Below are 26,992 nucleotides of genomic sequence, written 5' to 3' on the forward strand. Positions count from 1 at the left end.
CGCGGGGGACCGGCACCGGTGAACGGGTACGGCAAAAAGCCGGCCCACCAGAGGTGGACCGGCTCAGTGCAGCGAACCGGCAGTGGCCGCGCGCTCAGCTGAGCGTCAGCGCGAGACCTTGCCGGCCTTGATGCACGAGGTGCAAGCGTTCACGCGCTTCGGCGTCCCGCCGACCACGGTACGCACACGCTGGATGTTCGGGTTCCAGCGACGGGACGTACGGCGGTGCGAGTGCGAGATGTTGTTGCCGAAGCCCGGCCCCTTGCCGCAGACGTCGCAGTTGGCAGCCACGGGTCACTCCAAAGACTTCAGATGCACTTACGGTTGATCCCGGCATGCCGGGATCAGGTCCGGAGGCTCGACGAGCGCGCTGAATCTGAGTGGCGGTGCCAGGGGGAAGAGCCCGACCAGGTCGGGCAACCGGAGCAGCATACAACGCCTGCTCCCGTACAACGAAACTACCATGGCTGCCCAGGGGCCCGGCCCGGCCCTCTTCCGGTGCACACCGCCCCTGGGTCTACGCTGCCGTCCGGTCCGGCAGCTCAGAGGAGGCGCAGGTGGCACAGGTGGCGCAGACGTTCGACGCGCCGGCGGTGCGCACCTGGTGCGGACTGGCGCTGCGCGCCCTGGGGAGGGCGCGCGAGGAGATCGACGCGATCAACGTCTATCCCGTGGCGGACGGCGACACCGGCACCAACCTCTACCTGACCGTGGAGTCCGCCGCCGCCGCCGTCGAAGCCGTGTTCGCGGGCCACGAGGCGGGCGGCACCGGCCCCGGCGGCCCCTCCCTGGCCGAGGCCGCGCGGGCGATGGCGCACGGCGCGCTCATCGGCGCGCGCGGCAACTCCGGGACGATCCTCGCCCAGCTGCTGCGCGGCATGGCCGAGGTGCTGGCCGCCGAGGGGGCGGAGGCCCGCGCCGACGGCCACGGGCTGCGCCGCGCCCTGCGCCGCGCCGCCGACTCGGCCCGCCAGGCCGTGGCACACCCCGTCGAGGGCACCGTCCTGACGGTCGCCTCGGCCGCCGCCGACGCGGCCGACACGGCCTGCGGCACCGAGGGCGACTGCGGCGCGGTCGCGCGGGCCGCCCACGAGGGCGCGCGTACGGCCCTGGCGGCGACCCCGGGCCAGCTCGCCGCGCTGGAGCGCGCCGGGGTGGTCGACGCGGGCGGAAGCGGCCTGGTGGCCGTGCTGGCGGCCCTGGTCGAGACGTTCACCGGGCAGGCGCCCGCCGCCGCGCGGAGCCGGGGGACGGGGACGGGGACGGAGGCGGGCACGGGTCCGGCGGGTGCCCGGCGGGCACCGGAGGCCGGGGACCGCCCGGCCGTGCCGCACGCGCGCGCGTGCGGCCACGGTGAGCCGGACGCGGGCGATCCGGACACAGCAGGCGCGGCGGACACGGTGGGCACGGCGGGCGCGGCGGACCGCGAGGCTCCCGCCACGCCCGCGCCCCGCGCGGTCCCCACGCCCGCCGAGGCGCCCGAACCCCCGCCCGCCGCCCCGCCCCCGGCCTGCGCCCACGCCGCGCCCGGCCCGCCCGCCGAGTCCGCCACGGCCCCGCCGGGCCACGGCCCCGCCTTCGAGGTGATCTACCTCCTGGAGGCGGACGACCCGTCCGTCGCCCGGCTGCGGCGGCGGCTCGACGCGCTCGGGGACTCCCTGGTGGTGGTCGGCGGCGACGGACTGTGGAACGTCCATGTGCACGTGGACGACGCCGGTGCCGCCGTGGAGGCGGGCGTCGAGGCCGGCCGCCCGCACCGGATCCGCATCACCCACTTCGGCGCCGGAGACGCGCACACCGGGGCCGCCGCGCGCCCGCCGCGCGAGCGCGCCCAGCGGGCCGTGGTGGCCGTCGTGCCCGGCGAGGGACTGGCCGCGCTGTGCACCGAGGCCGGGGCCACCACGGTCCTCGCCCGGCCGGGGGAGCCGCCCGCCAGCGGCGAACTGGTGGAGGCCGTACGGCGGGCGCACGCGCGCGAGGTGGTCCTGCTGCCCAACGACGCCGAACTGCGCGACACCGCCGCCGCGGCGGCCGAGCAGGCCCGCGGCGAGGGCGTGCGGGTCGCCCTCATCCCCACCCGCTCGGCGGTCCAGGGCATCGCCGCCCTCGCGGTGCACGAACCCGGGCGCCGCTTCGACGAGGACGTCGTCGCCATGACGTCGGCGGCCGGTGCCACCCGCCACGGCGAGGTCACCGTCGCCGAGCACCGCTCCTGGACCAGCGCCGGGATCTGCCAGGCCGGCGACGTCCTCGGCCTCATCGACGGCGACGTGGCCGTGATCGGCCCGGACGTCGCGGACACCGCGCGCGCGGTCCTGGACCGGATGCTCGCGGGCGGCGGCGAACTGGTCACCCTCGTCCTCGGCGAGGAACTGCCCGACTCCGTCGCCGACGGCCTGGAGACCCGCGTCCGCGAGTCCTACCTCGCCGTCGACACGGTCGTCCTGCGGGGCGGCAGGCAGGGCGCGCTGCTGCTCATCGGCGTGGAGTAGCCCGCCCCACCGGCGTGGAGCAGGCCGCCTCACCGGCCGGAGCAGCCCGCCCGGCCACCCGCCGGTCCGCACCGCGTCCGCGGATTGTCAGTGCCGTGGTGTGCAATGGATCCCGTGCCCGCACTGCCAGAACCACTGCGCCAACCGCTCAAGTCGGTGCTCGGCCCCGCCACCGCGAAGGTGATGGCCGAGCACCTCGGCCTGCGCACCGTCGGTGACCTCCTCCACCACTACCCCCGCAGATACGAGGAGCGCGGCCAGCTCACCCACCTCGCCGACCTCCCCATGGACGAGCACGTCACGGTGGTCGCTCAGGTCGCCGACGCCCGCCTGCACTCCTTCGCCTCCTCCCGGGCGCCGCGCGGCAAGGGCCAGCGCCTGGAGGTGACGATCACCGACGGCAGCGGCCGCCTCCAGCTCGTCTTCTTCGGCAACGGCGTGCACAAGCCGCACAAGGAGCTGCTGCCGGGCACGCGCGCGCTGTTCGCGGGCAAGGTCTCCGTCTTCAACCGGCGGCTCCAGCTCGCCCACCCCGCCTACGAACTGCTCACCGGCGACACCGACGACTCCGAGGAGACCGTCGAGTCCTGGGCGGGCGCCCTCATCCCGATCTACCCGGCCACCGCCAAGCTGGAGTCCTGGAAGATCGGCAAGGCCGTCCAGACCGTCCTGCCCACCGCCCGGGAGGCCGTCGACCCGCTGCCCGACACCCTGCGCGCGGGCCGCGGCCTGGTCACCCTCCCCGAGGCCCTGCTCAAGATCCACCGCCCGCACACCAAGGCGGACATCGCCGACGCCCGCGCCCGCCTGAAGTGGGACGAGGCGTTCGTCCTCCAGGTCGCCCTGGCCCGCCGCCGCCACGCCGACGCGCAGTTGCCCGCCGTCGCCCGCCGCCCGCGCCCCGGCGGCATCCTCGACGCCTTCGACGACCGGCTGCCCTTCACCCTCACCGAGGGCCAGCGCAAGGTCTCCGGGGAGATCTTCGCCGACCTGGCCACCGAGCACCCGATGCACCGCCTGCTCCAGGGCGAGGTGGGCTCCGGCAAGACCATGGTGGCGCTGCGCGCCATGCTCGCCGTGGTCGACGCGGGCGGGCAGGCCGCCATGCTCGCCCCCACCGAGGTGCTGGCCCAGCAGCACCACCGGTCGATCACCGAGATGATGGGCGAGCTGGCCGAGGGCGGCACCCTGGGCGGACCCGAGCACGCCACCAAGGTGGTGCTGCTCACCGGCTCCATGGGCGCCGCCGCCCGCCGCCGGGCCCTGCTGGACCTGGCCACCGGCGAGGCCGGCGTGGTCATCGGCACCCATGCGCTGATCGAGGACAAGGTGCGTTTCCACGACCTCGGACTCGTGGTCGTCGACGAGCAGCACCGCTTCGGCGTCGAGCAGCGCGACGCCCTGCGCGGCAAGGGCAAGCAGCCGCCGCACCTGCTGGTGATGACCGCCACCCCCATTCCGCGCACGGTCGCGATGACGGTCTTCGGCGACCTGGAGACCTCCGTCCTGGACCAGCTCCCGGCCGGCCGCTCGCCCATCGCCAGCCATGTCGTCCCGGCCGCCGACAAACCGCACTTCCTCGCGCGCGCCTGGGAGCGGGTGCGCGAGGAAGCGGCCGCGGGCCACCAGGCGTACGTCGTCTGCCCGCGCATCGGCGACGAGGAGGACGATCCGAAGAAGGCGCCCGGGAAGAAGTCCGCGAAGGCCGGGAAGACGGCGGAGGGCGGGGAGGGTGCGGAACCCCCGGAGGGCCCGGAGGGCGCCGACAAGCGCCCGCCGCTCGCCGTCCTGGACGTGGCCGCCACGCTCGCCGAGGGCCCCCTGAAGGGGCTGCGGGTGGAGGTGCTGCACGGCAGGATGCAGCCCGACGACAAGGACGCGGTGATGCGCCGCTTCGCCGCGGGCGACACCGACGTCCTGGTCGCCACCACCGTCATCGAGGTCGGGGTCAACGTCCCCAACGCCACCGTGATGGTGATCACCGACGCCGACCGCTTCGGCGTCTCCCAGCTGCACCAGCTACGCGGCCGGGTCGGCCGCGGCACGGCCCCGGGCCTGTGCCTGCTGGTCACCGAGATGCCCGAGGCGAGCCCCGCCCGCCAGCGGCTGAACGCGGTCGCCGCCACCCTGGACGGCTTCGAGCTCTCCCGCATCGACCTCGAACAGCGCCGTGAGGGCGACGTCCTCGGCCAGGCCCAGTCCGGGGCCCGCACCAGCCTGCGGGTGCTCGCCGTCATCGAGGACGAGGAGATCATCGCCGAGGCCCGCGAGGAGGCCGCCGCCCTGGTCGCCGCCGACCCCGCCCTGGAGTCGCTGCCCGGACTGCGCACGGCCCTGGACGCCCTGCTGGACGACGAGCGGGAGCAGTACCTGGAGAAGGGCTGACAGACTGGGTAGGGCCCGCGTCCGAGCCGTACCCCCGGGCAGCAAGCAGCAAGCAGCAAGCAGCACCCGGCACGGCACCGCCGGGCCCCTCCCGCACCGCCGAGCACCGACAAGGACCCAAGGACATGACCCGCGTGATCGCCGGCCGGGCCGGTGGACGCCGTCTCGCCGTACCCCCGGGCCAGGGCACCCGGCCCACCTCGGACCGGGCGCGCGAGGGCCTCTTCTCGACCTGGCAGTCCCTCCTGGGCGGCCCGCTCGACGGCGAGCGGGTCCTCGACCTGTACGCCGGCTCGGGCGCCGTCGGCCTGGAGGCGCTGTCCCGGGGCGCCGGGCACACCCTCCTCGTCGAGGCCGACGCCCGCGCCGTGCGCACCGTCCGGGAGAACGCCAAGTCGCTGGGCCTGCCCGGCGCCGAGGTACGCGCGGGCCGGGCGGAGCAGATCGTCCAGGCACCGCCCGCCGCCGGACCCTACGACCTGGTCTTCCTCGACCCGCCGTACGCCGTCTCCGACGACGATCTTCGCGAGATCCTGCTCACACTCCGTTCGCAGGGGTGGCTCGCCGAGCGGGCCCTCGTCACCGTGGAGCGCAGCACCAGGGGCGGTGAGTTCGGCTGGCCGCCCGGCTTCGACGCGATCCGGGCCCGCCGTTACGGCGAGGGAACGTTTTGGTACGGTCGCGCCGCCGCTACGTGCGAAGACGCACGATGACCGGACCGGAGAGCGAGGGATCTCAAGTGCGCCGCGCCGTCTGTCCCGGGTCGTTCGACCCGATCACCAACGGACATCTCGACATCATTGCCCGCGCCTCCCGCCTGTACGACGAGGTCTACGTGGCGGTGATGATCAACCAGTCCAAGAAGGGCCTGTTCGAGATCGAGGAGCGCATCGACCTCATCCGCCAGGTCACCGCCGACTACGGCAACGTCCGCGTCGAGTCCTTCCACGGCCTCCTCGTCGACTTCTGCAAGCAGCGCGACATCCCGGCCATCGTCAAGGGCCTGCGCGCGGTCAGCGACTTCGACTACGAACTCCAGATGGCCCAGATGAACAACGGCCTCTCCGGTGTCGAGACCCTCTTCGTGCCCACCAACCCGACGTACAGCTTCCTGTCGTCCTCCCTGGTGAAGGAGGTCGCGGCCTGGGGCGGCGACGTCGCCCACCTGGTGCCCGACGTGGTCCTGGAGCAGCTCACCGCACGGCTGCGGCGCGACTGAGCGTCTGACGTCCCGTCACCCGGTGTCCGGCGGCTGCCGCATGGTCGTACAGTCGTCCCGTCCGTTACCCGCACATCGGTAGAGAGTGGCGAGCACACCGTGGACGTGCAGAAGAAGCTCGACGAGATCGTGAGCACGGTCTCCGGCGCCCGGTCCATGCCCATGTCGGCGTCCTGCGTGGTCAACCGCGCCGCCCTGCTCGCCCTGCTCGAAGAGGTGCGCCAGGCCCTGCCCGGCTCGCTCGCGCAGGCCCAGGAGCTGATCGGCGACCGGGACCAGATGGTCGAGGAGGCGCGGCGCGAGGCCGAGCGGATCATCGAGACCGCGCACGCCGAGCGCGGCTCGCTGATCTCCGACACCGAGGTGGCCCGCCGCTCCCAGGCCGAGGCCGACCGGATCCTCACCGAGGCCCGCCAGGAGGCCGAGGAGGTGCGCGCCGAGGCCGACGACTACGTCGACTCCAAGCTCGCCAACTTCGAGGTGGTCCTCACCAAGACCCTCGGCTCGGTCGGCCGCGGCCGGGAGAAGCTGCTCGGCACCGGTCCCGGACTGACCGAGGACGGCTACGAGGACGAGGACGCCCCCGAGCGCAGCCACGACCCGGAGACCCTGCGCCGGGACGCCGACGCCTACGTCGATCTCAAGCTGGGCGCCTTCGAGGCCGTGCTCGCCAAGACGCTGGAGGCCGTCGGCCGCGGCCGGCAGAAGCTGCACGGCCGGATCGCCACCGACGACCTCGGCGCCCTCGCCGACGACACCGGCACCGTGCAGCACTCCAGCGACGCCGACTACCTGGCCGGTCTCGCGGAGATCAGCCCCGCCCCCGCCGCCGCCCCGGCCGCCGCGCCCGCCGAGACCCCGGCCGCGCCGCAGCAGCCGGTCTACGAGCCGCAGCCGGACTACGGCTACCCGCAGACCGCGCAGCCCGACCCGTACGGCGGCTACCAGCCGGCCTACGCCGCCCAGCAGGACCCGTACGGCTACCAGCAGCAGGCCGACCCCTACGGCTACCAGGGCTACGACGCGCACCAGGCAGGCGGCTACGACCCGAACCAGCCCCAGCAGCCGCACGAGCCCCACCAGACCCAGCAGCCGCAGCAGGGCCACGCTCAGCAGGGCTACGCGCTCGACGAGACCAGCCTCTTCGACACCGGCATGATCAGCGCCGAGCAGTTGCGGGCGTACGAGCAGGGCCGCGGCCTCTGAGGGAGCGGCCGGTCCGCGACCGGTCAGGAGGCCGGATTGGGCCGTGAGCGAAAGGTCCAGTATCCTGGCTCTTCGGTCGCGCGTAAGTGCGCGGTCAGCGCTGCCCGGGAGCACCACCGGGGCGGCGACCCTCCGAGTTCGGAAACCGAAAGCAGGAATGGCTCACAACGCCCGCCTCGACCACCGCAACCCTCTCGTGTTCGACACACATGAGCTGGGGCGGCGTCCTGGCGCGCTGCAACGCCAGGCCCGCGAGATCCCGGCCCCCCGGGATCTCGGTATCCACGGAGTGATCGGAGTGCCGGAAGGCGCCCCGGTCGCCCTCGAACTCCGCCTCGAGTCGGTCATGGACGGTGTGCTCGTCACAGGCACCGCCCGTGCACAGGCCGAGGGGGAGTGCGTAAGGTGTCTGGAGCCGGTCGGGCTGGAGCTCGAAGCGGACTTCCAGGAGATGTTCTCGTACCCTGACGCCGACGACCGGGGCCGCGTGATCGCGGAACCGGGCGACGACGCCGAGGACGACGAGGACAGGCTCTTTCTCGAGGACGGACTCTTCGACCTCGAACCTCTGCTGCGCGATGCGGTGGTGCTCGCACTGCCGATGCAGCCGGTGTGCCAGGAAGACTGCCCGGGTCTGTGCTCCCAGTGCGGAGCGCGGCTCGCGGACGACCCGGACCACCACCACGACGCCGTCGACATCCGTTGGGCGGCTTTGCAGGGACTCGCCGGCACCACGTCGGACGGCGAGAAGGACGAGATGAGCGGCGGCGCGCCTCAGTCAGCACGCGCCGACGAGAAGCAGGAGAAGTAGCCGTGGCTGTTCCGAAGCGGAAGATGTCGCGCAGCAACACGCGCCACCGCCGGTCGCAGTGGAAGGCTGCGGTCCCCACCCTGGTTGCGTGCGAGCGCTGCCACGAGCCCAAGCAGCAGCACATCGCGTGCCCGTCTTGCGGCACCTACAACAAGCGCCAGGTCCTCGAGGTCTGAGCGGCTGGTGAGAGGCACCGTGTCCACGGCTAAGAAGAACACTTCCCGCGCAGGCGGGAGTGGCCCATCGGACAACACCGCCTCGTCCCACACGCTTCTGGAAGGGCGGCTCGGCTACCGGCTCGAGTCCGCCCTTCTGGTGCGCGCGCTGACCCACCGTTCCTACGCGTACGAGAACGGCGGCCTGCCGACGAACGAGCGGCTGGAGTTCCTCGGTGACTCCGTCCTCGGTCTCGTCGTCACGGACACGCTGTACCGCACCCACCCCGACCTGCCCGAAGGCCAGCTGGCCAAGTTGCGGGCCGCGGTGGTCAACTCGCGTGCGCTGGCGGAAGTGGGCCGCGGGCTCGACCTGGGTTCCTTCATCCGGCTCGGCCGCGGTGAAGAGGGCACGGGCGGCCGGGACAAGGCGTCGATCCTCGCCGACACCCTCGAAGCGGTGATCGGCGCGGTCTATCTCGACCAGGGCCTCGAAGCGGCCTCCGAACTGGTGCACCGCCTGTTCGACCCGCTGATCGAGAAGTCCTCCAATCTGGGCGCCGGCCTGGACTGGAAGACGTCGCTCCAGGAGCTGACCGCGACCGAAGGGCTCGGTGTCCCCGAGTACCTGGTCACGGAGACCGGCCCCGACCACGAGAAGACCTTCACTGCTGCCGCCCGCGTCGGAGGCGTCTCGTACGGCACCGGCACCGGCCGCAGCAAGAAGGAGGCGGAGCAGCAGGCCGCCGAGTCCGCCTGGCGGTCCATCCGGGCCGCGGCGGACGAGCGCGCCAAGGCGGCCGAGGAGGCCGCCGCCGCACAGGACGCTGACGCGTCCTCCGCCTCCGCCTGACAGAGCACAGCACCCGAGCGCCCGCCCCCACCGGTTCCCCGGCGGAGGTGGGCGCTCGGACCGTCCACCGGAGCGGACCGCAGGGTCCCCACGGTCCTTCACGGGGGTCCCGATGCCCGAGTTGCCCGAGGTCGAGGTCGTCCGCCGCGGACTGGAGCGCTGGGTCGCCCACCGCACCGCGGCCGACGTCGAGGTGCTGCACCCGCGCGCCGTACGCCGCCATCTCGCGGGCGCCGACGACTTCGCGCACCGGCTCAAGGGCCACCACTTCGCCGTGCCCCGCCGGCGCGGCAAGTACCTGTGGCTGCCGCTGGAGGAGACCAACCAGTCCGTCCTGGCCCACCTCGGCATGAGCGGCCAACTGCTTGTACAGCCGCAGGAGGCTCCCGACGAGAAGCACCTGCGCGTCCGGGTCCGGTTCGCCGACTCCCTCGGCACCGAACTGCGCTTCGTGGACCAGCGCACCTTCGGCGGCCTCTCGCTGCACGACAACACGAGCGACGGACTGCCCGACGTCATCGCGCACATCGCCCGCGACCCCCTCGACCCGCTGTTCGACGACGAGGCGTTCCACCAGGCGCTGCGCCGCAAGCGCACCACCATCAAGCGCGCCCTGCTCGACCAGTCGCTGATCAGCGGAGTCGGCAACATCTACGCCGACGAGGCGCTCTGGCGGGCGCGCGTCCACTACGAGCGCCCCACCGCCGCCTTCACCCGCCCCCGCACAGCGGAACTCCTCACCCACATCCGGGACGTGATGAACGCGGCCCTCTCCGTCGGCGGCACCAGCTTCGACAGCCTGTACGTCAACGTCAACGGCGAGTCCGGCTACTTCGACCGCTCCCTGGACGCCTACGGGCGCGAGGGCCTGCCCTGCCGCCGCTGCGCCACCCCGATGCGCCGGCGTCCCTGGATGAACCGCTCCAGCTACTACTGCCCCACGTGCCAGCCCGCGCCCCGGAGCCGGGCCTGAGCCGCACCTGATCCCGGCCGGTCAGGCGCCGCGGGAGTCGTAGGCGGCGCGCGCCGCGAGCACCTCGTCCATCCGGTCCTCCACACAGTGGATGAGGGCGAGCAGCCGCCCCGCGACCTCCCGGCCGAGCGGGGTCAGCTCGTAGTCCACGCGCGGGGGGCTCGTCGGCTGCGCCTCCCGGTGCACCAGCCCGTCCCGCTCCAGCGCGTGCAGCGTCTGCGACAGCATCTTCTCGCTCACACCGTCCACCCGGCGGCGCAACTCGTTGAACCGCAGCGACCCCTCGTACAGCGCCCCCACGGTGAGCGCCCCCCACCGCCCCGTCACATGCTCCAGCGTGCCGCGCGAGGGGCACGCCTTGGCGAACACGTCGTACGGCAGGTCCTGCTCCGCGGTGCGCTCCTGCGTGATGCCCATGACACGAGCGTACGCGACCGGCCGGGACGTCCAGGGGCCGTGCGGGGGCGGCCCCGGCCCGTCAGTACCCGAAGTCCTGCGTCCACCAAGGGCCGCCCGCGCCGAAGTGCGCCCCGACGCCCAGGGTGGTGAAGCGGCAGTTCAGGATGTTGGCGCGGTGCTGGGGACTGTTCATCCAGGCGGACATGACGGCCGCCGGGCCGGACTGGCCGCGGGCTATGTTCTCGGCGCCGAGCCCGGTGATCCCGGCCTTCGCCGCGCGGTCCCACGGGGTCGCGCCGCCGGGGTCGGTGTGGGCGAAGAAGCCCTGGTCGGCCATGGCTCTGCTGTACGTCTCGGCCAGCGAGGTCAGCGCGCTGTTCGCGGCCACCGCGCCGCATCCCGCCTTCGCCCGCTCCAGGTTGACCAGGCGCACCACCTCGGCCTCGGCCGCCGCCTCGGCGGACACCGTCACCGGAGCCGCAGTGGGGCGCGGTGCCGGGGCCGCCGCGCGCGGCGGGGCGCTCGGGCGCGGGACGGGGGCGGTGGCGGTCCCGGCGGGCGTGGGGGTGCTCGGCGGGGCGGTGGCGGGCGGTGCGGCGGCCCTCTGCGGCGGGGTCTCCCGCGAAGGAGCGGCCGCCGTGTCCGGGGCCGAGACGGAGGGGGAGGCGGGGGCGGTAGCGGGAGCTGTAGAAGGCGCGGCAGGCGTGGCGGGGGAGGAAGGCGCGGCAGCGGACGGGGACGGCGGGGGCGTGCCGTCGGTGCCGCGGCTCGGGGCCGGACCCGGAACCGGACCCGGTCCGGGGGCCGCCGGGCGGGTGCCGGGGAGGGCGCCGCCCCAGGTGCCGCCCTGCTCACTCGCGCCGTTGGACGGGGCTCCCGCCGCGGGCGCCCTGTCCGCGCCGGAGGTGCTGTCGCCGCCGAGCCGGTACGCGTGCAGTCCGGGCACCACACCCGCGGCGACCGCGACCGTGCCCAGGGCGAGGGCCGCCGTGACCCCGAGCAGCCCGGCCCGCACCGGGACCCCGGCCCGCCCGCGACGGCGGCGGCCGCGCCGCGGGTCCGGCGCCGGGGCGGGGGCCGTGCCTTCGAGGCCGGGCGTCAGCGGCACGGTGCCCGTGGCTCGTGCGTAGTCGTCGTCCGTCGCGTAGAGGTACCGCTCGGCCCTGGCGTCGACGGCGGCGTACGGGTCCGGGACCGGAGGCCGCTCGGGGCGGCCGGACGTGCCGCCGGTCCCCGCCGCGCCCCCGGCCCGCGCGGCGCGGCGCGTGGCGGAGCGGCCGGCGTCCGGGTGTCGGTGCCGTCCCATGGTGCTGGCCTTCCTCGTCCCTGCGGCCGCCGCGCGTGCTGAGCCGTCGCGGTCAACCCATGTCACTCGATCGAGTGAGTTTCATATGAAATGCATCGGGTCGGGACGGTACCTCATGGGTCCGGGGGCCCGGCATGCCCGGGGGGACGGCACCCGGCTAGGTTGCAGGCATGAGTGAGGAAGCACGGCTGGTCGCCTGGGTGCGCGGCCATGTCCAGGGTGTCGGGTTCCGCTGGTTCACCCGGGCCGCGGCCCTGGAGATCGGCGGACTGAGTGGTTTTGCTCTCAATCTCGCCGACGGGCGGGTGCAGGTGGTCGCCGAGGGGTCCCGTACCGCCTGCCAGAAGCTCCTCGACTGGCTGGAGGGCAGCGACACGCCCGGCCGCGTCGACGGTGTCACCGAGATCTGGGACACACCACGCGGCGGCTACGACGGCTTCGCGATCCGCTGAGCCGGTCCGCCCGGTCCCGCACCGCGGCCCGGCCCGCACCTGCCACCGGCATCTGCCCGCGCGGAAAAGGGCAGGTGACTGCCGAGAGAGGCTTGCCGTGACCTGCCGCGCAGGGCAGGATGACCGCCATGCCCCCCGGGGCCCGCAGGAGCCGCAGCGCCACCGGTCCCCGGTCGCGCGCCCCCGGGCCACCCGCCGATACGGGGTGTGATCGTGTTGACCGTCAAACTTTTTGGTGAGACGCTGAAAGCCCGCGCACCTCAGCTGTTTGGCATGGAACAACGGCAGTGAAAACTCAACAGTGCCAAGCACCACGGGTGCGAATCCCTCACGACCCACACCGATTCGGTCGGTCACTCAGTGTGGAGGACCATCCATCATGGCAAAGGCGCTTCTCGGTTACGTCGGCGGCTCCGACCCTCGACTCCTCGCCGAGATGCGACGGCTCCAGCAGCGCGTCCAGGACCTGGAATCCGAGCTCGTAAGGATCCAGGCGGAGAACGACGCGCTGGCGGCTGCCGCTTCTCACGACAGGATCATGGAGCGCGTCGACGCACACCAGGCGGAGCCTGCGCTCACCTGATCACTGCATCGACACCGCGACACAGTGGTTGGGCTGCCCGTGTCAACCGCTCAGTTGTCAGAAGTTGCAAGGGACGCTTCGGCGTCCCTTCTTTCTTTCCGGCCCCGCCCTTCCCCCCGAGCCCCCGCTCCGAGCCCCCGCTTTCGTTGCCCCCACACACCCTTTCAGGCTCTTCAACGTCTGGTGTGCCCTTGATGTACAGAGGCGAAACCGCGCGGTTGCGAGGGTTCACGAAGTGAGATAGCGGCGGCGGGTAGAGTGCGACGGCGTGCACCTCAAAGCCCTGACCCTGCGAGGCTTCAAGTCGTTCGCCTCGGCGACCACGCTCCGGTTCGAACCGGGCATCACCTGCGTCGTCGGTCCGAACGGCTCGGGCAAGTCCAATGTCGTGGACGCGCTCAGCTGGGTCATGGGCGAGCAGGGCGCCAAGTCGCTGCGTGGCGGCAAGATGGAGGACGTCATCTTCGCCGGCACCACCGGCCGCCCGCCGCTGGGCCGCGCCGAGGTGTCCCTGACCATCGACAACTCCGACGGCGCCCTGCCCATCGAGTACGCCGAGGTCACCATCACGCGGATCATGTTCCGCAACGGCGGCAGCGAGTACCAGATCAACGGCGACACCTGCCGCCTGCTGGACATCCAGGAACTGCTGTCCGACTCCGGCATCGGCCGCGAGATGCACGTCATCGTCGGCCAGGGCCAGCTCGACTCCGTCCTGCACGCCGACCCGATGGGCCGCCGGGCCTTCATCGAGGAGGCGGCGGGCGTCCTCAAGCACCGCAAGCGCAAGGAGAAGGCGCTGCGGAAACTGGACGCGATGCAGGCCAACCTCGCCCGTGTCCAGGACCTCACCGACGAACTGCGCCGCCAGCTCAAACCGCTGGGCCGCCAGGCGGCCGTCGCCCGCCGCGCCGCCGTCATCCAGGCCGACCTGCGCGACGCCCGCCTGCGCCTGCTCGCCGACGACCTCGTACGCCTCCAGGAGGCGCTGAAGGCCGAGGTCGCCGACGAGGCCGCGCTCAAGCAGCGCAAGGAGCACGCCGAGGCCGAACTCCGCCGGGCCCTCCAGCGCGAAGCGCACCTGGAGGACGAGGTCCGCCGCCTCACCCCGCGGCTGACCCGCGCCCAGCAGACCTGGTACGAGCTGTCCCAGCTCGCCGAACGCGTCCGCGGCACCGTCTCCCTCGCCGACGCCCGGGTCAAGAGCGCGACCTCCGCGCCCGTCGAGGAACGGCGCGGACGCGACCCCGAGGACCTGGAGCGCGAGGCCGCCCGCGTCCGCGAGCAGGAAGCCGAACTGGAAGCGGCCCTGGAGGCCGCCGAACGGGCCCTCGACGACACCGTCGCCCACCGCTCCGAGCTGGAACGCGAACTCGCCGCGGAGGAACGCCGCCTGAAGGACGCCGCCCGCGCCATCGCCGACCGCCGCGAGGGCCTGGCCCGGCTCAGCGGCCAGGTGAACGCCGCCCGCTCCCGCGCCGCCTCCGCCCAGGCCGAGATCGACCGCCTGGCCACCGCCCGCGACGAGGCCCGGGAACGCGCCGTACACGCCCAGGAGGAGTACGAGGCGCTCAAGGCCGAGGTGGACGGCCTCGACGCCGAGGACCACGAACTCGCCGACCGCCACGAGAGCGCGAAGGCCGCGCTGGCCGACGCCGACGCCGCGCTCACCGCCGCCCGCCGGGCCGCCACCGCCGCCGAACGCGAACGGGCCGCGACCCGGGCCCGGCACGACGCCCTCGCCCTCGGCCTGCGCCGCAAGGACGGCACCGGTGCCCTGCTCGACGCGAGCGACCGGCTCACCGGACTGCTCGGCCCGGCCGCGGAACTCCTCACCATCACCCCCGGCCACGAGATCCCGCTCGCGGCGGCCCTCGGCGCCGCCGCCGACGCCCTGGCGGTCACGCATCCCGCCGCCGCGGCGGAAGCCCTGCGCCTGCTGCGCAAACAGGACGCGGGCCGCGCCGCCCTCCTGCTCACCGGCGCCCCCGAGGAGCCCGGCACCGCCCCCGACCCCGGCACGGAGGGCCTGCCCGCCGGGCAGCGCCGCGCCGCCGACCTCGTGCGCGGCCCCGCCGACCTCATGCCCGCCGTCCGCAGGCTGCTGCGCGGCGTCGTCGTGGTCGGCACCCTGGAGGACGCCGAGGACCTCGTCCACGCCCGCCCCCACCTGACCGCCGTCACCGCCGAGGGCGATCTGCTCGGGGCGCACTTCGCGCAGGGCGGCTCGGCCGGGGCGCCCAGCCTGCTCGAGGTCCAGGCGTCCGTGGACGAGGCCGCGGCCGACCTCGCCGACCTCGACCTGCGCTGCGCCGGGTCGGCCGAGGCCGAGCGGCTGGCCGGTGAGCGGCGCGAGGAGTGCGCCGCGCTCGTCGAGGAACTGGGCGAACGCCGCCGCGCCGCCGACCGCGAGAAGTCCGCCGTGGCCCAGCAGCTCGGCCGGCTCGCCGGCCAGGCACGCGGGGCCGCCGGGGAGGCCGAGCGGTCCACGGCCGCCGCCGCCCGCGCCCAGGAGGCCCTGGACCGGGCCCGCCAGGAGGCGGAGGAACTCGCCGAACGGCTGGCCGTCGCCGAGGAGAGCCCGGTCGAGGAGGAACCCGACACCTCCACCCGTGACCGCCTCGCCGCGGACGGCGCCAACGCCCGGCAGACCGAGATGGAGGCCCGCCTCCAGGTCCGTACGCACGAGGAACGCGTCAAGTCCCTGTCCGGCCGGGCCGACTCCCTGGACCGGGCCGCCCGCGCCGAACGCGAGGCACGCGCGCGTGCCGAGCGGCGGCAGGCCCGGCTGCGCCACGAGGCGGCCGTCGCCGCCGCCGTCGCCGCCGGTGCCCGCCAGTTGCTGGCGCACGTCGAGGTCTCGCTGACCCGCGCGGAGCGGGAGCGGAGCGCGGCCGAGGCCGCCAAGGCGCTCCGGGAGCAGGAGCTGACCGCGGCCCGCGCCGCCGGGCGCGATCTGAAGGCCGAACTCGACAAGCTGACCGACTCGGTCCACCGCGGCGAGGTGCTCGGCGCCGAGAAGCGGCTGCGCATCGAGCAGCTGGAGGCCAGGGCGCTGGAGGAACTGGGCGTGGAACCGGCGGGCCTGGCGGCGGAGTACGGACCGCACCAGCCGGTGCCGCCCTCGCCGCCCGCCGAGGGGGAGGAGCTGCCCGAGGACCCCGCCCACCCGCGCAACCGGCCCCGCCCCTTCGTCCGCGCCGAGCAGGAGAAGCGGCTGCGCGCGGCGGAGCGCGCCTATCAGCAGCTTGGCAAGGTCAATCCGCTGGCCCTGGAGGAGTTCGCGGCGCTGGAGGAGCGGCACAAGTTCCTCAGCGAGCAGCTGGAGGACCTGAAGAAGACCCGCGCCGACCTGCTCCAGGTGGTCAAGGAGGTCGACGAGCGGGTCGAGCAGGTCTTCACCGAGGCGTACCGGGACACCGCACGCGAGTTCGAGGGCGTCTTCGGGCGGCTCTTCCCGGGCGGCGAGGGCCGGCTCGTGCTGACCGACCCGGACAACATGCTCACCACGGGGGTGGACGTCGAGGCGCGCCCGCCGGGCAAGAAGGTCAAGCGGCTCTCCCTGCTCTCCGGCGGCGAGCGGTCGCTGACGGCGGTGGCGCTGCTGGTGTCCATCTTCAAGTCCCGGCCCAGCCCCTTCTATGTGATGGACGAGGTCGAGGCGGCCCTCGACGACACCAACCTCCAGCGGCTCATCCGCATCATGCAGGAGCTCCAGGAGGCGTCCCAGCTCATCGTGATCACGCACCAGAAGCGCACGATGGAGGTGGCCGACGCCCTGTACGGCGTCTCCATGCAGGGCGACGGCGTCTCCAAGGTGATCAGCCAGCGGCTGCGATAGGGGCACGGTTCGGCCCCGAACGGGCGCCGCGTGCCGCCGCGACTTCGGGGTATTCGGAGCATGTCCCGCCAGTTGACTTCAACACTTGAACACAACTCACCTCGGCGGGTCGGTCGATTTCACAATGGACTGACTATGACTTCGAGAGTTGAAGGCATAGTCTCTGCAACGTTGCTTTCACCTTCAGGTCTCAAGACCTGGAGGGGCTGACCCCACCCCGGCAGCGTTGCCGGTGTGCCCGAGGAGTACACGTGACCAGCACAGCGCAGGCGCCGACGCCAGGAGTCCCTACGGCCCATCCCGATCATCTCGGGCATGTCATCTTCATCGCGGCGGCGGCCGCCATGGGCGGGTTCCTGTTCGGCTACGACAGCTCCGTGATCAACGGCGCCGTCGAGGCCATCCGGGACCGCTACGACATCGGCTCCGCCGCGCTGGCCCAGGTCATCGCCATCGCGCTGATCGGCTGCGCCATCGGCGCCGCCACCGCGGGCCGGATCGCCGACCGCATCGGCCGTATCCGCTGCATGCAGATCGCCGCGGGCCTCTTCACCGTCAGCGCCGTCGGTTCGGCGCTGCCCTTCGCCCTGTGGGACCTGGCCCTGTGGCGCATCATCGGCGGCTTCGCCATCGGCATGGCCTCCGTCATCGGCCCCGCCTACATCGCCGAGGTCGCCCCGCCCGCCTACCGCGGCCGGCTCGGCTCCTTCCAGCAGGCCGCGATCGTCGTCGGCATCGCCATCTCGCAGCTGGTCAACTGGGGCCTGCTGAACGCCGCCGGCGGCGACCAGCGCGGCAAGCTGATGGGCCTGGAGGCATGGCAGGTCATGCTCGGCGTGATGGTGGTCCCGGCCGTCCTGTACGGTCTGCTCTCCTTCGCCATCCCCGAGTCCCCGCGCTTCCTGGTCTCCGTGGGCAAGCGCGAGCGCGCCAAGGAGATCCTCGAAGAGGTCGAGGGCAAGGACGTGGACTTCGACGCGCGCATCGCCGAGATCGAGCACGCCATGCACCGCGAGGAGAAGTCGTCCTTCAAGGACCTGCTCGGCGGCAGCTTCTTCTTCAAGCCGATCGTCTGGATCGGCATCGGCCTGTCGGTCTTCCAGCAGTTCGTCGGCATCAACGTCGCGTTCTACTACTCCTCGACGCTGTGGCAGTCGGTCGGTGTCGACCCGACGCAGTCGTTCTTCTACTCCTTCACCACGTCGATCATCAACATCATCGGCACCGTGATCGCGATGATCTTCGTCGACCGCATCGGCCGCAAGCCGCTCGCGCTCATCGGCTCGGCCGGCATGGTCGTCGGACTCGCCCTGGAGGCATGGGCCTTCTCGTCCCCGCTGGTGGACGGCAAGCTCCCCGCCACCCAGGGCTGGGTGGCCCTGGTCGCCGCCCACGTCTTCGTCCTCTTCTTCGCCCTGTCCTGGGGCGTGGTGGTGTGGGTCTTCCTCGGCGAGATGTTCCCGAACCGGATCCGCGCCGCCGCCCTGGGCGTGGCCGCCTCCGCCCAGTGGATCGCCAACTGGGCCATCACCGCGAGCTTCCCGTCGCTGGCCGACTGGAACCTCTCCGGTACGTACGTGATCTACGCGGTCTTCGCGGCGCTCTCCATCCCGTTCGTCCTGAAGTTCGTCAAGGAGACGAAGGGCAAGTCCCTGGAGGAGATGGGCTGAGCCGCCCGGCAGGCCCCCCGATCCCGGGGAGACGGGCCGAGTCCCCGCTGCCGTCTCCTCGCACCGTCCGCCGCCCCGGTCCGCATCCCGCCGGACCGGGGCGGCGGTGTCGCTTCGTGGGCCGGGGGCTTGCTGCGTTCGCCGGTGGCGGGGCGTCGGGGCGTACGGCTCGGGACGTACGCGTCGGGACGTACAGGTCGGGACGTACGCGTCGGGACGTACGGAGGGTGTGGCGCCCGGCCCCGGGCGCAGCGCGCGCGACGCTCCCGTGACCGTCACCCCGCCACCGCGCGCACGCCGCCCTCACGGGACGCCCCCCCCCGGGCCGACGGAAAGGCAACGTCCCCTCCACCGATTCCGGACGGTGCAGGGGACGGAACGAGCCGGTGCGAGGCATGGCCCGGCTGACGGCCGAAGGCCCTAGGCGGACTGCCGCTCCCGCCGGCCCGCGGACTCCGCGCCCGCCGGGGCCGGGGCCGCCGGGACCACCGCCGGTTTGGGCAGGGCCAGGTACAGCAGACCGGAGATCACGATGGTGGCGACCCAGCCGAGGCCGTACTCGCCGACGACGTTGTTGTGGGCCAGCGGGCCGGTGAACCAGTCGGAGGTGGTGAACAGCAGACCGGCGGCCAGGCCGATCGCCCAGGAGGCGACGGCGGCGGGGGAGAAGCCGCCCTTGTACCAGTACGCGCTGGTGCGCGTGGTGTCGGCCATGGCGGCGCCGTCGTACTCGGTGCGCCGCAGCATGTCCGCGCCGAAGACGCCCACCCAGGCGGAGAAGGCCACCGCGAGCAGCGACAGGAAGGCGATGAAGGAGCCCATGAAGCTCGTCGCCACCAGCATCAACACCCCGCCGAAGGCCAGCGAGATCACGGCGTTGACCGAGACCGCCCAGTGCCGCGGCACCTTGAAGCCGAGGGTCTGCGCGGTGAAGCCCGCCGAGTACATCGACATCGAGTTGATCAGCAGCATGCCGATCAGCGCGATCAGCAGGTACGGCACCGCGATCCAGGTCGGCAGGATCTCGCCGAGGAAGGACACCGGGTCGGAGGCCGAGGCCAGATCGGGGGTGGAGACCGCCATCACCGCGCCCATCAGCACCATCGGCAGGACGACGATCCCGGCGCCGCCCACCGAGGTGCCGACGATCGCCCTGGAGGAGGCGGTGCGCGGCAGATAGCGCGTGAAGTCCGGCGCGGTCGGGATCCAGCTGACGCCGCCCGCCGCGATCATGCCGATGCCGGTGATCACGGCGGCCGTGGAGCCCGCGGAGTGCGCGAACACCTTCGACCAGTCGGTGTCCACGATCAGATAGACCAGCACCAGCACGGAGAAGAGGCCGAAGAGGTAGGTCGCGTACTTGTTGCACTTCTGCACGGCGCCGATGCCGAGCCCGGAGATCGCGAAGGTGGCGACGACGAAGGCCAGCAGCGTCACCAGGTCCAGCACGCTGTTCGCCGTCAGGCCGAACACGATGTCCAGGATGCTGAGCATCGCGTAGGCGCCGGTCACCGCGTTGATCGTCTCCCAGCCCCAGCGGGCGACCCAGATCAGCGAACCGGGCAGCAGGTTGCCGCGCTGCCCGAAGACCGCGCGGGACAGCGCCATGCCGGGCGCTCCGCCGCGTTTGCCGGAGATGCCGATCAGCCCCACCAGACCGTAGGAGACGACGGGCGCGGCGACGGCCACGACGAGCGCCTGCCACAGATTGAGGTGGTACGCCACGACGAGGCTCGCGCCCATCGTGAGCAGCAGCACGCTGATGTTGGCGCCGACCCAGGTGGGGAACAGCTCGCGGGTCCTGCCGGTGCGCTCATGGTCGGGCACCTGTTCGATGCCGCGGGTTTCCAGGGCGCCTTCGACCTCGGCGGTCTTGCTCATGGGGAAGGTCCGTGCCTTGTTCGTGGGGGGGGGAGTGGTCGCGGGGGAGTGTCCGTGGGGGAGTCTCTGTGGGGGGTGAAGAAGCGCACTCCGTGCTCGGGAAGGAGTGGCGGACGCCGTCCGCGGGCGGCGACGTCGGGGACTCTACGCGTGTTGACCCGCGCTCCACCATCGTACTTTGATACTACTCGCGTCTTTAGGTGGCGTTTGTCTCTCGGGGGAACCCACAAACGGCCTGTGGCCGGGACCCATGGCCGATACTGGACGCGTTATGGAAACCATCATCCTTGCTGTAGTCATCGCCGTGGTGGTGCTCGGCGCGCTCGGCGGGCTCGTCGTCGGAAGCCGGCGCCGCAAACCGCTGCCCCCGCCACCGCCCGGCCCGCCCGACATCACCGCCGCCCCGCCGGCCGAACCGCACGTCGGCGAGGAGGCCGAGACGCCGCGCGAGGAGCCGCGGCGGACCATCGAGGAGGTGGACCTTCCGGGCGGCTCGGCCCCCACCGCCGTGGAGGAGCCGCCCGTCGTCGAGGAGCTGCCGGCTCCCGAGATCGAGGTCCCGGAGCCCACCGCCGGCCGCCTGGTCCGGCTGCGCGCCCGCCTCTCCAGGTCGCAGAACGCCCTGGGCAAGGGCCTGCTCACCCTGCTGTCCCGCGAGCACCTGGACGAGGACACCTGGGAGGAGATCGAGGACACCCTGCTGACCGCCGACGTCGGCGTCCGGCCCACCCAGGAACTGGTCGAGCGGCTGCGCGAGCGCGTCCGCGTGCTCGGCACCCGCACCCCCGAGGAGCTGCGCGCCCTGCTGCGCGAGGAGCTGCTCACCCTGGTCGGCCGCGACCTGGACCGCGCCGTGCGGACCGAGCCGCCCGGCGGCGGCCCCGGCATCGTGATGGTCGTCGGCGTCAACGGCACCGGCAAGACCACCACCACCGGCAAGCTCGCCCGCGTCCTGGTCGCCGACGGCCGCAGCGTCGTGCTCGGCGCCGCCGACACCTTCCGCGCCGCCGCCGCGGACCAGCTCCAGACCTGGGGCGAGCGGGTCGGCGCGCACACCGTGCGCGGCCCGGAGGCCGGCGACCCCGCCTCCGTGGCCTTCGACGCGGTCAAGGAGGGCAAGGAGCTGGGCGCCGACGTGGTGCTCATCGACACCGCCGGCCGCCTGCACACCAAGACCGGCCTCATGGACGAGCTGGGCAAGGTCAAGCGGGTCGTGGAGAAGCACGCCCCGCTGGACGAGGTGCTGCTCGTGCTCGACGCCACGACCGGCCAGAACGGCCTGGTCCAGGCCCGGGTCTTCGCCGAGGTCGTCGACATCAGCGGCATCGTGCTCACCAAGCTCGACGGCACCGCCAAGGGCGGCATCGTGGTCGCGGTCCAGCGCGAGCTGGGCGTCCCGGTCAAGCTGATCGGCCTCGGTGAGGGCGCGGACGACCTGGCGCCCTTCGAGCCGGAGGCGTTCGTCGACGCCCTGATCGGCGACTGACGGCCGAGGCGACCGCGGTCAGATGCCCGCCCCGCGCCCCGCAGCGGCGCCCGCCCCCGGATCCCGGTGGGGACGGGCGCCGCTGCCGTACCGCACGGCCCGCCCGGCGCGGATCACAGCGCCAGCAGACCGGCCGCCGTCTCCCGGAAGCCGCAGGCGTCGAGGTAGAAGGGGCGCAGCCGCGCCTCGTGGTCGACATGCAGCCACGCGCACCCGGCGGCACGCGCCCGCCGGGCCGCCGTCGCCACCAGCTCCGCCCCGATCCCGTGCGACCGGTGCTCCCGGGCCACCACCGTGTCCAGCACGAACGCGTGCTCGCCGCCGTCCCAGGCGACATTGACGAACCCGATCAGCCGGCCCTCCGACCGGGCGCACACCCAGCCGAGACTGTGCCGCAGCAGCCGCGCCCGCCACCCGGTCCGCCCGACGGGATGCCCGAACCCCTCCGCGTGCAGCGCTTCGAGCGCGGCGTCCTCGAACTCGCCGCGCCACTCGTACGTGATCGTCTCGTCCGTGATCGTCATGCCGCGATCGTACGAGCGCGCCCGCCCGCTCCTCCGGGCGAGCGCGGACCCTCCCCGGGTCTACCCCCGGAACCGGTGCGCCACGTACGCCAGCGTGCCGAGCAGCAGCCGGGCCTCCGGCGGGTCGGCCGTGTCCAGGGCCGGGGAGCGCAGCCAGCGGGCCGGGCCGAGGCCCGCGCGGTCGGACGGCGGCGCCGTGAGATACGTACCCGGGCCCAGGCCGCGCAGATCGAGGCCGGAGGGATCGTCCCAGCCCATGCGGTAGAGCAGACCGGGCAGCTCGGCGGCGGCGCCGGGGGCCACGAAGAAGTGGACCCGGCCGTCCGGGGCCGCCGTCACCGGGCCGAGGGGCAGCCCCATGCGCTCCATCCGGGCCAGCGCCCGCCGCCCGACGGGCTCGGCGACCTCGATCGCGTCGAACGCGCGCCCGACCGCCAGCATCACCGCGGCGCCCGGCAGCTCGGCCCACGCCCCGCTCACCTCGTCCAGGGTCGCCCCGGCCGGGACCGGCGGCGCGAACTCCAGGGGATGTGCGCCCGGTGCCGGGCAGTCGAGCCGGCCGCACGAGCAGGCGCCGCCCGCGGCCCGCGCGCCCCGCACCACGTCCCAGCCCCACAGCCCGGTGTATTCGGCCACCGCGGTGCACTCGGACGAGCGGAACGACCGGCCGCGCCGCCGCGCGCCGGAGCGGATCTCGCGAATGCCACCGATCGTGAACCCCATACCCCCTCCAACGGGCCCGTCCCCTCGATGGTTACGAGGCGGATGCGGAACGTGACGTTCTGTTCCCACCGGCTCCCCGGCCGCGCCCGGACGGGACGGCGCCCGGATGTGACGGGGGTGGTGCGCGGGGCGGCATGCGCCTCGCGGTGCATCGCTCCACCCGCTCGCGGTGGTCCCGTGTCAAGTGAATCGCGACGTGGCCACCGGGAGTTCATTCGAAGGGGTGGCGAATGGTGGCGTTTCCGGAATCCCCATGGCCGGGCCCGTGATCGTAGGATTACTGTGAGTGTGCGAGTCCTGGGGGTACACACGCTCGTGGGTATGCCGGAGGCAAGTCGGTATTCCGTTCGAAGGGTGGCAAGCGCCGGACGGCGGCCGACGCCGACCGGCATTCTGATAGGGCTTGGCGCACTCGGCGGCAAGTGGTCTCAGGATTGGGGGCGTTCCAGTGAGCGGCAACGGCGGTGGCGGGACGAACTCGGCGGGCGCGGACAAGCGCCCCAACGAGCTGCTCGCCTCGTGGTTCGTGCGCAGCGGCTGGTCCAAGGGCGAACTGGCCCGCCAGGTCAACCGCCGCGCCCGCCAGCTCGGGGCGAACCACATCTCCACCGACACCTCGCGGGTGCGCCGCTGGCTCGACGGGGAGAACCCGCGCGAACCGATCCCGCGCATCCTGTCCGAGCTGTTCTCCGAGCGCTTCGGCTGCGTCGTCCCCGTCGAGGACCTCGGCCTGCGCACGGCCCGCCAGACCCCCTCCGCCACCGGCGTCGACCTGCCCTGGACGGGCCCGCAGACCGTCGCCCTGCTCAGCGAGTTCTCCCGCAGCGACCTGATGCTGGCCCGGCGCGGCTTCCTCGGCAGCGCGCTGGCGCTCTGCGCGGGCCCCTCCCTCATCGAGCCGCTCCAGCGCTGGCTGGTCCCCGCGCCCCCGGCCCCGCTCGCGCCGCCCGAGCAGGCCGCCGCCCGCCGCCCCGGCCGCCTCTCCCGCCCCGAGCTTGAGCTGCTGGAGAGCACCACCGTGATGTTCCGCAAGTGGGACGCCCAGTGCGGCGGCGGCCTGCGCCGCAAGGCCGTCGTCGGCCAGCTCCACGAGGTGACGGACCTCCTCCAGGAGCCCCAGCAGGAGGACACCACCCGGCGGCTGTTCCGGGTCGCCGCCGAATTAGCGGAGCTGGCCGGCTGGATGAGCTACGACGTCGGACTCCAGCCCACCGCCCAGAAGTACTTCGTGCTGGCCCTGCACGCCGCCAAGGAGGCCGGTGACAAACCGCTCGGCTCCTACGTGCTCTCCAGCATGAGCCGCCAGATGATCCACCTCGGCCGCCCCGACGACGCCCTGGAGCTGATCCACCTCGCCCAGTACGGCAGCCGGGACTGCGCCGGGCCGCGCACCCAGTCCATGCTGTATGCGATGGAGGCCCGCGCCTACGCCAACATGGGCCAGCCCGGCAAGTGCAAGCGGGCGGTGCGGATGGCCGAGGACACCTTCGCCGACGTCGAGGACTGGGACGAGCCCGACCCCGACTGGATCCGCTTCTTCTCCGAGGCCGAGCTGTACGGCGAGAACTCCCACTCCTTCCGCGACCTCGCCTATGTCGCCGGCCGCAGCCCCACCTACGCCTCCCTGGCCGAACCGCTCATGGACAAGGCCGTCCAGCTGTTCGCCGCGGACGACGAGCACCAGCGCTCCTACGCGCTCAACCTGATCGGCATGGCCACCGTCCACCTCCTCCAGCGCGAACCGGAGCAGAGCACCCGCTACGCCGCGCACGCGATGGACGTGGCCAAGAAGGTCCGCTCCGAGCGCGTCAACACCCGTATCCGCAAGACCGTCGGCAACGCCGTACGCGACTTCGGCGAGCTCGGCGAGGTCATCGACCTGACCGAGCAGCTCGCCGCCGAACTGCCCGAGACCGCCGAGGCGGTCTGAGCCCGGCCCCCGCAAGGCCCCCGCGCCGCTCCGGCACCACCCCCGGCGGCCCCCGCACCGCACCCCCGACGACCACCCTCGCACCCCCGGACGGCCCCGGCACCGCGCCGGACGACCCCGGAACCCCGGCCGCGGCCGGCCCTCCCGAACCGCCCGACTCGGCTCCCCCAAGCCAGGTCATCGGAAGGCCGTCCGCGGCCGGTCCGGCGTCCGCCCGCCGTTCACCGACGCGTAACACTCCAGGCGCCTTCGTCACCCCGGCGAAACAACGAGGGGCACCCGCCGAAACCGCGCTGCGCGAGTCTCATGGCGCAGAACCGGCCCACCCCTCCCCCCCCCGGACTCGCTGCCGGGACCGCTCCAGGCTTCGCCCGCACGGGGCCGTACAACCGACGAGGAGACGCCGATGGCACCAGCCATCATGCTTGCGGCGGACGCACCCCGGCTGTCGTCCGCGAACACCGGCTTCATGCTGATCTGCTCCGCCCTGGTCATGCTGATGACCCCGGGCCTCGCCTTCTTCTACGGAGGCATGGTCCGCGTCAAGAGCACCCTGAACATGCTGATGATGAGCTTCGTCAGCCTCGGCATCGTCACCCTCCTGTGGGTGCTCTACGGCTTCTCCCTCGCCTTCGGCACCGACAAGGGCTCCCTCATCGGCTGGAGCTCCGGCTTCGTCGGCTTCAGCGGCATCGGCAAGACGGACCTGTGGCCCGGATACACCGTCCCGGTCTTCGTCTTCGCCGTCTTCCAGCTGATGTTCGCCGTCATCACCCCGGCCCTGATCAGCGGCGCCCTGGCCGACCGGGTGAAGTTCACCGCCTGGTCGCTGTTCGTGGTGCTGTGGGCGACGATCGTCTACTTCCCCGTCGCCCACTGGGTCTGGGGCAGCGGCGGCTGGGCCTTCGACCTCGGCGTCATCGACTTCGCCGGCGGCACCGCCGTCCACATCAACGCGGGCGCCGCCGCCCTCGGCGTGATCCTCGTCATCGGCAGGCGGACCGGCTTCAAGAAGGACCCGATGCGCCCGCACAGCCTGCCCCTGGTCATGCTCGGCGCGGGACTGCTGTGGTTCGGCTGGTTCGGCTTCAACGCGGGCTCCTGGCTCGGCAACGACGACGGCGTCGGCCCGCTGATGTTCGTCAACACCCAGATCGCGACCGCCGCCGCCCTGCTCGCCTGGCTGGCCTACGAGAAGATCCGCCACGGCGCCTGCACCACCCTGGGCGCCGCCTCCGGCGCGGTCGCCGGACTCGTCGCCATCACCCCCTCCGGCGGCGCGGTCTCCCCGCTCGGCGCCATCGCCGTCGGCGCGATCGCCGGTGTCCTGTGCGCCATGGCGGTCGGACTGAAGTACCGCTTCGGCTACGACGACTCCCTCGACGTCGTCGGCGTCCACATGGTCGGCGGCATCATCGGCTCCCTCCTGGTCGGCCTCTTCGCCAGCGGCACCGGCCAGTCCGACGTCAAGGGCCTCTTCTACGGCGGCGGCCTGGACCAGTTCTGGAAGCAGTGCGCCGGAGTCTTCGCCGTCCTCGCCTATTCTCTGGTCGCCTCCGCGGTCCTCGCCCTCCTCATCGACCGGACGATCGGGATGCGGGTCACCGAGGACGAGGAGATCTCCGGCATCGACCAGGCCCAGCACGCCGAGACCGCCTACGACTTCAGCGGCGCGGGCGGCGGTGTGGCAGGCGCCGTCACCGCCCTGGCCGCCGCCGCGCAGGGCAGGCCGGGCACCCCGAACAAGAAGGTGGACGCATGAAGCTCATCACCGCCGTCGTCAAACCGCACCGCCTCGACGAGATCAAGGAAGCCCTCCAGTCCTTCGGCGTCCACGGGCTCACCGTCACCGAGGCCAGCGGCTACGGCCGCCAGCGCGGGCACACCGAGGTCTACCGCGGCGCCGAGTACACCGTCGACCTGGTCCCCAAGATCCGGATCGAGGTGCTCGCCGAGGACGACGAGGCCGACCAGCTGATCGAAGCCGTCGTCAAGGCGGCCCGTACCGGCAAGATCGGCGACGGGAAGGTCTGGTCCCTGCCCGTCGACACCGTCGTCCGGGTCCGCACCGGCGAACGCGGCCCCGACGCGCTCTGACGGCTT

Annotated in this window: 23 protein-coding genes; 17 read left to right on the forward strand and 6 right to left on the reverse strand. The window is 73.1% G+C overall.

Annotated features, from left to right (window positions below):
• Nucleotides 1-105 precede the first annotated feature (105 nt).
• Entirely contained in the window at nucleotides 106-291 is a 186-nt protein-coding gene (rpmB, locus tag B086_RS42935; protein WP_003993230.1) for a 50S ribosomal protein L28, read from the reverse strand.
• 266 nt (nucleotides 292-557) lie between these two features.
• Here rpmB and B086_RS0118505 point away from each other — a divergent pair, with 266 nt between their 5' ends.
• The 9 genes from B086_RS0118505 (at nucleotide 558) to mutM (ending at nucleotide 10,094) form a co-directional block, all read left to right on the forward strand.
• Nucleotides 558-2,492 carry a DAK2 domain-containing protein gene (locus tag B086_RS0118505; RefSeq protein WP_018567920.1) on the forward strand — a complete coding sequence of 645 codons (1,935 nt, stop codon included), beginning with the start codon at nucleotides 558-560 and terminating at the stop codon, nucleotides 2,490-2,492.
• Nucleotides 2,493-2,597: 105 nt separating this feature from the next.
• Complete coding sequence (recG, locus tag B086_RS0118510) at nucleotides 2,598-4,877, forward strand: ATP-dependent DNA helicase RecG (protein WP_018567921.1); 2,280 nt, start codon at nucleotides 2,598-2,600, stop codon at nucleotides 4,875-4,877.
• Nucleotides 4,878-5,002: 125 nt separating this feature from the next.
• The gene (gene rsmD, locus B086_RS0118515) at nucleotides 5,003-5,590 is read left to right on the forward strand and encodes a 16S rRNA (guanine(966)-N(2))-methyltransferase RsmD (RefSeq protein WP_018567922.1); all 588 of its coding nucleotides are present in this window, start codon (nucleotides 5,003-5,005) and stop codon (nucleotides 5,588-5,590) included.
• Between the two features lie 26 nt (nucleotides 5,591-5,616).
• Nucleotides 5,617-6,096 (forward strand): pantetheine-phosphate adenylyltransferase, encoded by a 480-nt coding sequence (gene coaD / locus B086_RS0118520; RefSeq protein WP_018567923.1) that lies wholly within the window; start codon nucleotides 5,617-5,619, stop codon nucleotides 6,094-6,096.
• Between the two features lie 99 nt (nucleotides 6,097-6,195).
• Entirely contained in the window at nucleotides 6,196-7,302 is a 1,107-nt protein-coding gene (locus B086_RS0118525; RefSeq protein WP_018567924.1) for an ATP synthase F0 subunit B, read from the forward strand.
• Nucleotides 7,303-7,459: 157 nt separating this feature from the next.
• Nucleotides 7,460-8,113: a YceD family protein gene (locus B086_RS0118530; protein ID WP_018567925.1), complete on the forward strand. Its 654-nt coding sequence runs from the start codon at nucleotides 7,460-7,462 to the stop codon at nucleotides 8,111-8,113.
• Between the two features lie 2 nt (nucleotides 8,114-8,115).
• Entirely contained in the window at nucleotides 8,116-8,289 is a 174-nt protein-coding gene (gene rpmF, locus B086_RS0118535; protein WP_003951102.1) for a 50S ribosomal protein L32, read from the forward strand.
• A 7-nt stretch (nucleotides 8,290-8,296) separates the two neighbouring features.
• The gene (rnc, locus tag B086_RS0118540; RefSeq protein ID WP_086024237.1) at nucleotides 8,297-9,121 is read left to right on the forward strand and encodes a ribonuclease III; all 825 of its coding nucleotides are present in this window, start codon (nucleotides 8,297-8,299) and stop codon (nucleotides 9,119-9,121) included.
• Nucleotides 9,122-9,233: 112 nt separating this feature from the next.
• Entirely contained in the window at nucleotides 9,234-10,094 is an 861-nt protein-coding gene (gene mutM / locus B086_RS0118545; RefSeq protein ID WP_018567927.1) for a bifunctional DNA-formamidopyrimidine glycosylase/DNA-(apurinic or apyrimidinic site) lyase, read from the forward strand.
• Nucleotides 10,095-10,115: 21 nt separating this feature from the next.
• On the opposite strand, the gene B086_RS0118550 is transcribed toward mutM, so the two are convergent.
• Both B086_RS0118550 and B086_RS0118555 read right to left on the reverse strand, forming a co-directional pair.
• Nucleotides 10,116-10,511, reverse strand: a complete 396-nt coding sequence (locus B086_RS0118550) for a winged helix-turn-helix transcriptional regulator (RefSeq protein ID WP_018567928.1) — start codon at nucleotides 10,509-10,511, stop codon at nucleotides 10,116-10,118.
• A 61-nt stretch (nucleotides 10,512-10,572) separates the two neighbouring features.
• A complete protein-coding gene (locus B086_RS0118555) occupies nucleotides 10,573-11,799 on the reverse strand; it encodes a CAP domain-containing protein (protein WP_018567929.1) in 1,227 nt (408 codons plus the stop codon).
• Nucleotides 11,800-11,969: 170 nt separating this feature from the next.
• Here B086_RS0118555 and B086_RS0118560 point away from each other — a divergent pair, with 170 nt between their 5' ends.
• The 4 genes from B086_RS0118560 (at nucleotide 11,970) to B086_RS0118575 (ending at nucleotide 18,345) form a co-directional block, all read left to right on the forward strand.
• The gene (locus tag B086_RS0118560; protein ID WP_018567930.1) at nucleotides 11,970-12,251 is read left to right on the forward strand and encodes an acylphosphatase; all 282 of its coding nucleotides are present in this window, start codon (nucleotides 11,970-11,972) and stop codon (nucleotides 12,249-12,251) included.
• 379 nt (nucleotides 12,252-12,630) lie between these two features.
• The gene (locus B086_RS0118565) at nucleotides 12,631-12,834 is read left to right on the forward strand and encodes a hypothetical protein (RefSeq protein ID WP_018567931.1); all 204 of its coding nucleotides are present in this window, start codon (nucleotides 12,631-12,633) and stop codon (nucleotides 12,832-12,834) included.
• 268 nt (nucleotides 12,835-13,102) lie between these two features.
• Nucleotides 13,103-16,675 carry a chromosome segregation protein SMC gene (gene smc / locus B086_RS0118570; RefSeq protein ID WP_018567932.1) on the forward strand — a complete coding sequence of 1,191 codons (3,573 nt, stop codon included), beginning with the start codon at nucleotides 13,103-13,105 and terminating at the stop codon, nucleotides 16,673-16,675.
• Between the two features lie 251 nt (nucleotides 16,676-16,926).
• A complete protein-coding gene (locus B086_RS0118575) occupies nucleotides 16,927-18,345 on the forward strand; it encodes a sugar porter family MFS transporter (protein ID WP_026252552.1) in 1,419 nt (472 codons plus the stop codon).
• Between the two features lie 420 nt (nucleotides 18,346-18,765).
• On the opposite strand, the gene B086_RS0118580 is transcribed toward B086_RS0118575, so the two are convergent.
• Entirely contained in the window at nucleotides 18,766-20,226 is a 1,461-nt protein-coding gene (locus tag B086_RS0118580) for a cytosine permease (RefSeq protein WP_018567934.1), read from the reverse strand.
• 271 nt (nucleotides 20,227-20,497) lie between these two features.
• Here B086_RS0118580 and ftsY point away from each other — a divergent pair, with 271 nt between their 5' ends.
• Entirely contained in the window at nucleotides 20,498-21,712 is a 1,215-nt protein-coding gene (gene ftsY / locus B086_RS0118585; protein ID WP_026252553.1) for a signal recognition particle-docking protein FtsY, read from the forward strand.
• 113 nt (nucleotides 21,713-21,825) lie between these two features.
• Here the strand turns inward: ftsY and B086_RS0118590 are convergent, their stop codons facing one another.
• Both B086_RS0118590 and B086_RS0118595 read right to left on the reverse strand, forming a co-directional pair.
• Nucleotides 21,826-22,236 (reverse strand): GNAT family N-acetyltransferase, encoded by a 411-nt coding sequence (locus B086_RS0118590; protein ID WP_018567936.1) that lies wholly within the window; start codon nucleotides 22,234-22,236, stop codon nucleotides 21,826-21,828.
• Between the two features lie 60 nt (nucleotides 22,237-22,296).
• Nucleotides 22,297-22,959, reverse strand: coding sequence for a bifunctional DNA primase/polymerase (locus tag B086_RS0118595; protein ID WP_018567937.1), 663 nt, complete (start codon nucleotides 22,957-22,959; stop codon nucleotides 22,297-22,299).
• 448 nt (nucleotides 22,960-23,407) lie between these two features.
• On the opposite strand from B086_RS0118595, the gene B086_RS0118600 reads away from it, so the two are divergent.
• The 3 genes from B086_RS0118600 to B086_RS0118610 all read left to right on the forward strand — a co-directional run bounded on the left by B086_RS0118600 (nucleotide 23,408) and on the right by B086_RS0118610 (nucleotide 26,986).
• Nucleotides 23,408-24,889 carry a hypothetical protein gene (locus B086_RS0118600; RefSeq protein WP_018567938.1) on the forward strand — a complete coding sequence of 494 codons (1,482 nt, stop codon included), beginning with the start codon at nucleotides 23,408-23,410 and terminating at the stop codon, nucleotides 24,887-24,889.
• Nucleotides 24,890-25,295: 406 nt separating this feature from the next.
• Nucleotides 25,296-26,651 carry an ammonium transporter gene (locus B086_RS0118605; RefSeq protein ID WP_018567939.1) on the forward strand — a complete coding sequence of 452 codons (1,356 nt, stop codon included), beginning with the start codon at nucleotides 25,296-25,298 and terminating at the stop codon, nucleotides 26,649-26,651.
• The gene (locus B086_RS0118610; protein WP_018567940.1) at nucleotides 26,648-26,986 is read left to right on the forward strand and encodes a P-II family nitrogen regulator; all 339 of its coding nucleotides are present in this window, start codon (nucleotides 26,648-26,650) and stop codon (nucleotides 26,984-26,986) included. The genes B086_RS0118605 and B086_RS0118610 overlap by 4 nt, the downstream gene beginning before the upstream one ends.
• The last annotated feature ends 6 nt before the right edge of the window (nucleotides 26,987-26,992 follow it).

The sequence above is a fragment of the Streptomyces sp. PsTaAH-124 genome (genome assembly GCF_000373685.1).
GTDB lineage: Bacteria > Actinomycetota > Actinomycetes > Streptomycetales > Streptomycetaceae > Streptomyces > Streptomyces andamanensis.

Excerpts from the sequence above, each read along its gene's own strand:
- recG (WP_018567921.1), top strand. The coding sequence starts at position 2,598 with ATGGATCCCGTGCCCGCACTGCCAGAACCACTGCGCCAACCGCTCAAG.
- rsmD (WP_018567922.1), top strand. The coding sequence starts at position 5,003 with ATGACCCGCGTGATCGCCGGCCGGGCCGGTGGACGCCGTCTCGCCGTA.
- B086_RS0118530 (WP_018567925.1), top strand. The coding sequence starts at position 7,460 with ATGGCTCACAACGCCCGCCTCGACCACCGCAACCCTCTCGTGTTCGAC.
- mutM (WP_018567927.1), top strand. The coding sequence starts at position 9,234 with ATGCCCGAGTTGCCCGAGGTCGAGGTCGTCCGCCGCGGACTGGAGCGC.
- B086_RS0118550 (WP_018567928.1), bottom strand. The coding sequence starts at position 10,511 with ATGGGCATCACGCAGGAGCGCACCGCGGAGCAGGACCTGCCGTACGAC.
- B086_RS0118555 (WP_018567929.1), bottom strand. The coding sequence starts at position 11,799 with ATGGGACGGCACCGACACCCGGACGCCGGCCGCTCCGCCACGCGCCGC.
- B086_RS0118560 (WP_018567930.1), top strand. The coding sequence starts at position 11,970 with ATGAGTGAGGAAGCACGGCTGGTCGCCTGGGTGCGCGGCCATGTCCAG.
- B086_RS0118565 (WP_018567931.1), top strand. The coding sequence starts at position 12,631 with ATGGCAAAGGCGCTTCTCGGTTACGTCGGCGGCTCCGACCCTCGACTC.
- B086_RS0118580 (WP_018567934.1), bottom strand. The coding sequence starts at position 20,226 with ATGAGCAAGACCGCCGAGGTCGAAGGCGCCCTGGAAACCCGCGGCATC.
- ftsY (WP_026252553.1), top strand. The coding sequence starts at position 20,498 with ATGGAAACCATCATCCTTGCTGTAGTCATCGCCGTGGTGGTGCTCGGC.
- B086_RS0118590 (WP_018567936.1), bottom strand. The coding sequence starts at position 22,236 with ATGACGATCACGGACGAGACGATCACGTACGAGTGGCGCGGCGAGTTC.
- B086_RS0118595 (WP_018567937.1), bottom strand. The coding sequence starts at position 22,959 with ATGGGGTTCACGATCGGTGGCATTCGCGAGATCCGCTCCGGCGCGCGG.
- B086_RS0118605 (WP_018567939.1), top strand. The coding sequence starts at position 25,296 with ATGGCACCAGCCATCATGCTTGCGGCGGACGCACCCCGGCTGTCGTCC.
- B086_RS0118610 (WP_018567940.1), top strand. The coding sequence starts at position 26,648 with ATGAAGCTCATCACCGCCGTCGTCAAACCGCACCGCCTCGACGAGATC.